This window comes from Anabaena sp. FACHB-83 (assembly GCF_014697485.1).
In the GTDB taxonomy this organism is placed as follows: Bacteria; Cyanobacteriota; Cyanobacteriia; order Cyanobacteriales; family Nostocaceae; genus Nostoc_B.
On the sequence record NZ_JACJRY010000001.1, the window covers coordinates 508,722 to 516,073 of the forward strand.

At 36.0% G+C, this 7,352-nt stretch carries 7 protein-coding genes and 1 pseudogene; all 8 read right to left on the reverse strand.

Annotated elements, in window-relative coordinates; all coding sequences use genetic code 11:
- Window positions 1-34: 34 nt before the first annotated feature.
- Complete coding sequence (locus tag H6G79_RS02145) at window positions 35-1,012, reverse strand: glycosyl transferase (protein WP_190588187.1); 978 nt, start codon at window positions 1,010-1,012, stop codon at window positions 35-37.
- A gap of 63 nt (window positions 1,013-1,075) precedes the next feature.
- Window positions 1,076-2,041: a glycosyltransferase gene (locus H6G79_RS02150; RefSeq protein WP_190588188.1), complete on the reverse strand. Its 966-nt coding sequence runs from the start codon at window positions 2,039-2,041 to the stop codon at window positions 1,076-1,078.
- Window positions 2,038-2,595, reverse strand: coding sequence for a DapH/DapD/GlmU-related protein (locus H6G79_RS02155; protein WP_190588189.1), 558 nt, complete (start codon window positions 2,593-2,595; stop codon window positions 2,038-2,040). The genes H6G79_RS02150 and H6G79_RS02155 overlap by 4 nt, the downstream gene beginning before the upstream one ends.
- Before the next feature lie 9 nt (window positions 2,596-2,604).
- A complete protein-coding gene (locus H6G79_RS02160; RefSeq protein WP_190588190.1) occupies window positions 2,605-3,537 on the reverse strand; it encodes a glycosyltransferase family 8 protein in 933 nt (310 codons plus the stop codon).
- 149 nt (window positions 3,538-3,686) lie between these two features.
- A complete protein-coding gene (locus tag H6G79_RS02165) occupies window positions 3,687-4,946 on the reverse strand; it encodes a polysaccharide ABC transporter ATP-binding protein (protein WP_190588191.1) in 1,260 nt (419 codons plus the stop codon).
- A gap of 71 nt (window positions 4,947-5,017) precedes the next feature.
- Window positions 5,018-5,860, reverse strand: coding sequence for an ABC transporter permease (locus tag H6G79_RS02170; protein WP_190588192.1), 843 nt, complete (start codon window positions 5,858-5,860; stop codon window positions 5,018-5,020).
- Between the two features lie 46 nt (window positions 5,861-5,906).
- Window positions 5,907-6,335 carry a hypothetical protein gene (locus H6G79_RS02175; RefSeq protein ID WP_190588193.1) on the reverse strand — a complete coding sequence of 143 codons (429 nt, stop codon included), beginning with the start codon at window positions 6,333-6,335 and terminating at the stop codon, window positions 5,907-5,909.
- A gap of 361 nt (window positions 6,336-6,696) precedes the next feature.
- Window positions 6,697-7,236: pseudogene (locus tag H6G79_RS02180) on the reverse strand (glycosyltransferase family 4 protein); the annotation flags it as partial.
- Between the last annotated feature and the right edge of the window lie 116 nt (window positions 7,237-7,352).

The following is a 7,352-nucleotide window of genomic DNA, read 5'->3' on the forward strand; positions in this document are numbered from 1 at the left end:
TAAAACTCGCTGATTTTGGTCTAAATCCCAAAAACTATTTAACAATATGCTTCCAGCCATAGCGGAAATACCAAGGCTTGGAGTCTGCTACATAGTGATGTAAAACTGCTTGAGGCTGAATCACTTCATCTTTACTAGGCATAACTATGTATTCTTTATCTGGTGCAACTGCACAAGGTTTACCAGCCATTAGCATAGCGACAAGTGCCTGTTCTTGATAATAATGAGTGCCTTGCTGCTCTATCATAGTTCTGCACCAATATTCTAATTTTTCCCAATCAATATCCTCACTTTTTAAACCACATATTCCTACATTCAAGCGTTCAGATATATTGGCTTGTGCTAAGGAAGCCATCAAAGTTTCTGGATAACCATAGGAAGTCTCAACATCTACCATATGACATGGCTGCTGAGGAGATTTGAGCCAGTCTAATAGAAAATCTGGTGTACGGAAAAATAACATATCAGAATCTAATACCAGTTTCCATCCTTGAGAGGCAATGTGAATATCTGTTACTTTTCGCAGATTTGGATAATTCAAGCGGCGTTCTCTGAGATATGGAAATTTTTTCTGGGGTAGATATTGATTTATGTATTCTTCAATTTCTGAGTTGAGAATTATTTTGGCATTGGGAAAAATTTTGATGATTTGGTCTTGATACTTTTTTTCTAAAGAGCCATCATCATAAATAATTGGTCGCAAAGTCAAGTTTGTATGTTGTGCCATCGAGTAAGCACATAAACAAGTCTGATACCAAAAATTTCGCCCAGTCAAAAAATAAATATCTAGAGGTTCTTGAGAAGATTTAATATTAATTGATGGTAAATTATAAGCGGCTGCTTCCATTTGTAGGCTTGACCAATGGTCAGTCACCACATTGAGAACGCCTTTTTGCAGAGTTCTTTGCACAAATGTCTTAGGAGAATAATATAACTTATAGGCGATCGCCCCAAACTGAAATTTCTTGGCTAACTGGCGAACATTTGTGCTAATTGTATTATTAGTTAACATAACTTAATTTTTACATACTTCATAAGTAATATTCAGTGAAATTTGAATCTATATAATTAAACACTAGAGTTGATTGCCGTGGTTAGCCGATAAAGTTCCTAATCCCTCAAACATTCCACAAGCACCTTGCCAATTGATGTAATTAGCAGGACTCTTCCAAGGTTGATAACTAAAAAATGCCTTTATCTGCCTGGGAATAACACTCCAACTGGGTATTTTCTGCCAAGGATGAATGTTATGAGCATCTAAAACTTGAACCCAGGAACGCAATGAAGCACGATTCAGACGCGCCAAGTAATCTTTAGTTAAACGATTTGCTGAGATAAGATGAGTTAATTGTAGTTGAGGGAAGTAACCTACTGCCCAACCAGCTTCGAGAAGTGTTAAGTTAATGTCGCAGTCACCTCCAGATTGTAAACTTTTACCTGTTCTATCTAGAGATAGCCTATTGATATTTTCTGCAATACTATCAACATAAAGCAATGCAGCTTGGCGTTGCAAAGCCATTCCTGCTCCAATAGGAGCAAAGGAAGGATGCTGTTTTTCTTTTTTGGGGAGTTCATCAAAAGCGTAAATTTGAATTTCTTCACCTAAATTACGTAGTGCTAAACAAACCCAGAAATCTTTTACCCAAGACTCAGGTTCGACTTCAAAATCTGGGAGAGATTTACCACCAATTGCACCCAAATGTGGATAATTGTGGAAAATATCAATTACATTCTTTAGGTAATTAGCATCAAGAACATTATCATCATCTACAAATACTAGATATTTCCCTTGACTTGCTTTAATTCCTGCTATTCTTGCTCTTGTTAAGCCTAATTTTTCTTCCCTAACAACTTTTGTATAGTTGTGCCAGGAAAAATCAAATTTATAAATATATGTTGGATCAGGTGTTAAATTATCTATAACTATTAGTTCCCAGCTTTCCTGTAAAAGAGTCTGTTTTTTTAAAGCATTAAGCGTTTTTTGTAACCGCTCGTAATTAGGATTATGAGTAGGAATAATAACTGAAACAAGGGGATTCATAAACGATTTCTCACTACTTTTGCAGGAACACCTACTGCTACTGAATAAGGTGGTAAATCTTTAGTTACAACTGCACCAGCACCAACAACACAACCATTTCCAATAGTCACACCTCCTAAAATAGTAACTCCCGCGCCAAGCCATACATCTTCTCCGATATTTACTGGTAATAAAATATCTGGATTACATCTAATCGGCTTATTTTTATCAGAAATTGTATGATTTGAAGAGAGTATTCGACAGTGCATAGCAATTAGAGTATCTTTACCAACTGTGACATCACCATGACCATAAATTACTGTATAAGGGCCGATAAAAACATTCTTATCAATCACAATGCTTCCTCCCCATGCTTGGAGAATAACACCCTGTTCTAATCTAACTTCAGATGCTAATTTAATCTTGCCTGGAGTGCCATTAGCAAAGCCAAGTGTGGCTGATACTTGCTGGTCTATCCAACAAGAAGATTCTAAATCAACGCCTACTAGCTTTAGCCGAAACCGCCTCCAGATATTTATCACCTTTTCTTGTTCGTTAAAGAGGCGCTTTAACATCAGCTATTACTACACGAATTTTCGGCTCACTAAATGCTTTAAATTACGGAATTTACTACCTAAACCAAGTTGGAATCGTAACCTAGCAATTAAACTAGGTTTACCAATAAGTTGACTATTCTTCCAAGGAGTAGTCCTGAGATATCTTATATATTCATCTTTAAATGGATGTTGACAAGCGTAATGCCAAGGTTTTGCACTCCCGCCTCCTACAAAATGAACAATTGCTGGATCAAGTTTTGCTTCTGTATATTTAAACTTCTCATATCTACTTTGGTATTTATAATTATTCAATGATTCTTCATAGATGAAAGGCTGTGCATTCCAGACTAGATCAATAGGTAGCCAAGAATTATGAAGTAATATATTTAAAACATCTTGATCCCACCATTTCAAGCGTTCTGGTTTTTGATTAATCAACTCACAACCTCTTTCTAAGATTTTTAGTTCACGCCAGATTTTCAGGTTAATTAGCATTAATCCAGCATTGAAATATAAAGATTCTTCTGATAAAAAAATGTGTGAAGGATAGTCATCCATACCTGCTGCAATAGTAGCAGCATGACTAAAGTTTTGAATATCAATATTCCACAGGGTCTCAATAGATTTCCGAATAACTATATCTGAGTCAATAAATAAAACTTTATCTATATTTGATGGTAAGATTTCAGGGATAAATAATCTAAAATATGTGGCTAAAGATATGTGGTGAGTTATAGGAGCTTTTAGCAAGATATCTTTGTGAATTTCTATTATTGAATACTGTTGTTTACTTTTTTCTAAGAAAGTTTTAAGTTTATGAAAACTAGTTGTATTGGAGTCATCAGTAATAATATATACATGAAAAAGATGGTTTTCATTATTAAAAAACAAAGATGATAACATCACTGCACAATGCTGTGTATATTGGTCATCAATAGTACAAACTACATTAATAGTCATAATACAATAATAGTTTAGAGATTAAATCAAATAGTATTATTTGCGTCTCAGAATAAATTAATGAGGAATATGCTTTGGATGATGAATAATAATTTTTATTCGAGACTTTTAGTAAACCTGAATTAGTACTTTTGCCAGGAATGCACTCCTCATAGGTAAACTACACTGCCATAATTAGCAATTCGGACAACACCATGATCAGAACGATATGGCCACATCGCTTCATTGACAATAGAAGGATTAACCTCAAATACCAAAGCATCTTCAGCTTCTAAGTAACATACAGGATCATTTGGACGGTAAACAAAAAAACTGGCTCGATATTGACCAGGAAAAAGCTTTAATGTAGCTAGAGTAAATATAACTTCTACATCTTGTTTCAACAAAAAGGGTGGAATACCTTCTTCTACACTACAAATACTAGAAACCAAAGAACCCATTGCATCATAAATTCTCACTACAATTGCCGTATCTGATAATGGATCATGTCCGTGTAATTTTAGCTTTAATAAATAGTTACCGTTGAAAATAGGAGAGTAAGTAATATCACCTGTATCACGATCTTGCAGCAATACTTCATTTAATGCAATGCCGTAACGACTAACAACTCCTGAAAATAAGGGCTTGCTTTGAGTAGCATTCAGATAATGATTAACTACAAGTTCTGCACTACCCTCAAAAACTAAGCTACCATTCTTCATAAGAAGAGCAGAATTACAAAGTTGACGTACAGCCGCCATATTATGGCTAACAAATAAAACTGTACGCCCACCCTGTGCAACATCTTGCATTTTTCCTAAACATTTTTTTTGAAACTCTACATCACCCACTGCTAAGACTTCATCTACTACTAAAATCTCAGGTTCTAGATGCGCTGCTACAGCAAATGCCAAGCGCACATACATACCTGACGAATATCGTTTTACTGGTGTATCTAAAAACTTTTCAACCTCTGCAAAAGCTACAATTTCATCAAACTTTTGCTTAATCTCTGCCTTACTCATCCCTAAAATTGCACCATTGAGGTAGATATTCTCTCTACCAGTCAATTCTGGGTGAAAGCCTGTACCTACCTCCAGCAAACTAGCAACTCTACCTTTAATTTTGATGTTTCCTTGGGTTGGTTCAGTAATACGACTGAGAATCTTCAACAGGGTTGATTTACCTGCTCCATTACGTCCAATAATGCCTACTCTATCACCTTGCTTAATTTCAAATGAAACATCTTTTAGCGCCCAAAACTCTTCCTGATAGTTTGAAGATTTAAATTTTCTATTTTGGAAAGACTTAAATAAACCTTTGGCACCATTAGCTATAACATCTCGTAAAGCAGTATACTTTTCCTGCTGTTGGTGTCCAATAATATATTTTTTACCCAGGTTTTCTACTGTAATTATAGTGTCAGACATTAGTTTTAATTTTAAATTTATCTGATAATTGAATTTACAGGACAAAGATATTTTTAATTGAGTTTTTATCGTTAAATCACATCAGCAAATGTCCGTTCCATTCTGCGGAAGTACCAAATTCCACTGATAAATAATAGAAATACTAAGCCCAAAGAAAGTAAAAATCCGGGTAAATATAAGTTCGATTCTCCCCCTAAAATTGCCCAACGAAAACCATCGATTACACCAACAATTGGGTTTAAAGAGTAGATAAATCGCCATTGTGGGGGAACTATGGTACTACTAAATCCTACTGGTGATATGTATAATCCAAACTGAACAATAAATGGGACAATATAACGAAAATCTCTATATTTAACATTTAAAGAAGCCAGCCATAATCCTGCACCCATTGAAGCTGCAAACGCAATGGCAATAAAAAATGGTAAGGTGACAATTCGCCAAGTAGGAACAAAATTATACCAAGCCATTAATCCTAGTAAAATTATCCCTGAAACCATGAAGTCTACAAAGCTAACTACCACTGCACTGGTAGGAACAATGAGGCGAGGAAAGTATACTTTTGAAATTAAATTGGCATTACCAATCAAACTATTGCTGCATTCGGAAAGGGAATTGGCAAAAAATTGCCAAGGTAACATAGCTGAGAATACTAAAATCGGATAGGGCGCACCCTGGGAAGGCAGTTTTGCTAACTGTCCAAAGACGACTGAAAACACTACCATCGTCAGAAATGGGCGAATTAATGCCCAAGCAATACCGATCGCAGTTTGTTTATACCTTACCAAAATGTCACGCCAAGCCAGAAAATAAAATAATTCTCGATAACGCCATATATCTTTCCAATACTGCTGTTCAGTGCGTCCCGCTTCAATCACCAACTCTTGTTTAGCTACAGTTTTCGTATTACTCATAGTTCTTGATTGAAGATTTATATCTGAAGGAAGTTTAATAGCTTAGTTAATTAACAACCTGAAAACCAGTAAGAGTTTGATAAGTAATATCTCTGGCACTTCTGCGCGTAAATTCACTTACAGAAGGATTTCCGTGAGAACTAATCACTCCTGTTGCTTGTTGCCATAGTTCTTGTGGTGCTGCTGAAATTTCATAAGCATGATCGTCACGTTTACGGACGTGATACCATTTGGTTTGTTGGCAGTGTTCACACCAAAAAGCTTCTAACCATTCTCCTTCGAGAGGAACGGCTGTTCGATTTGCTACTAAAATTAAGGCATTCCGCCGACTCATTCCCCTTTGTTGTAATTGACCTGGTTTATCGGCAAATATCTGATATTTCTGACTGACGCTATCAAGATAACAGCCATGAATCGGACAGTAAATTCCGCGTCGTTTAGAACGTTTCCGATTTCGGTCACACCTTCTCTGCAATTTCACCTCCTGTATAGACAACAACTATGGGCAAGGAAGGTTGCGTTGGAGGGACTGAGATCAAAAGAAGACCATCAAAGCCCAACTCCTCAAAATACAGCCAAAATGTTCAATTACAATGGTAATTTTGTTTGTTTTTGCTACCTTTGTTGGTTAATTATTTCACAACTCTGGAAATTCTTGAAACCAGCTTTTAAACTCTCATCAATAACTTAATTTTATTGAAGTACAGTTTAATTCAATCAAGTTCTTAACTTTGTATTTAGCTGATGCTATTTTTATACCATGTAGTTGAACATTTGTGGCTTTATTAATTTGATAATTATTGGGAAATTACCAAACTTTAATAACCTCACTAAGCTTACTTTACATTGCTCTGAGATTTGGGCATAACTTCATTAGATGATATTGCCCGTTGCAGAACACGTAAGTATTGTTGAGATATGACTTTTGGTGTGAAGTGCGATCGCAAATACTGACGACCAGCTTTGCCCATACGTTCGCCTACTTGGAGGTCACGGCTGAGGAAACGGATAAATTGCGCTAACCCTTGACTATCTCCATTCTCAAATGTACTCCCACAGTTAGCTTCAGCCACCATTTCTCTAAGGTAAGAAGACTGGGAGCAAATTACAGCAATTGGTCTACCTGCTGCTAAAGCTGAGTAAAGTTTACTAGGTACAACTAAACCCTCTGTAATTGAATCTACACTCACTAGTGATAAATCACAGGCTGTTAAAGAATAGGGAAGTACTTGTTTATCTTGATAAGGTAGGAAGGTAAAATTTTCTAGCCCTAAACGATTTACTTCTTTGATTAATTCTTCACGCTTGGCACCGCCTCCAATGCACACAAACTGAATTGGTTCATCTTGCAATTGTTTTGCAGCTTCCAGCATGGTTTCTATAGAACCCATTTGGGATCTAGTATACTGATAAAATAACAGTATGTTTTGTCACTTATGTATTTAAGCAGTTTAACAGATGAAGAGTGGCTAATTATTGAACCATTATTACC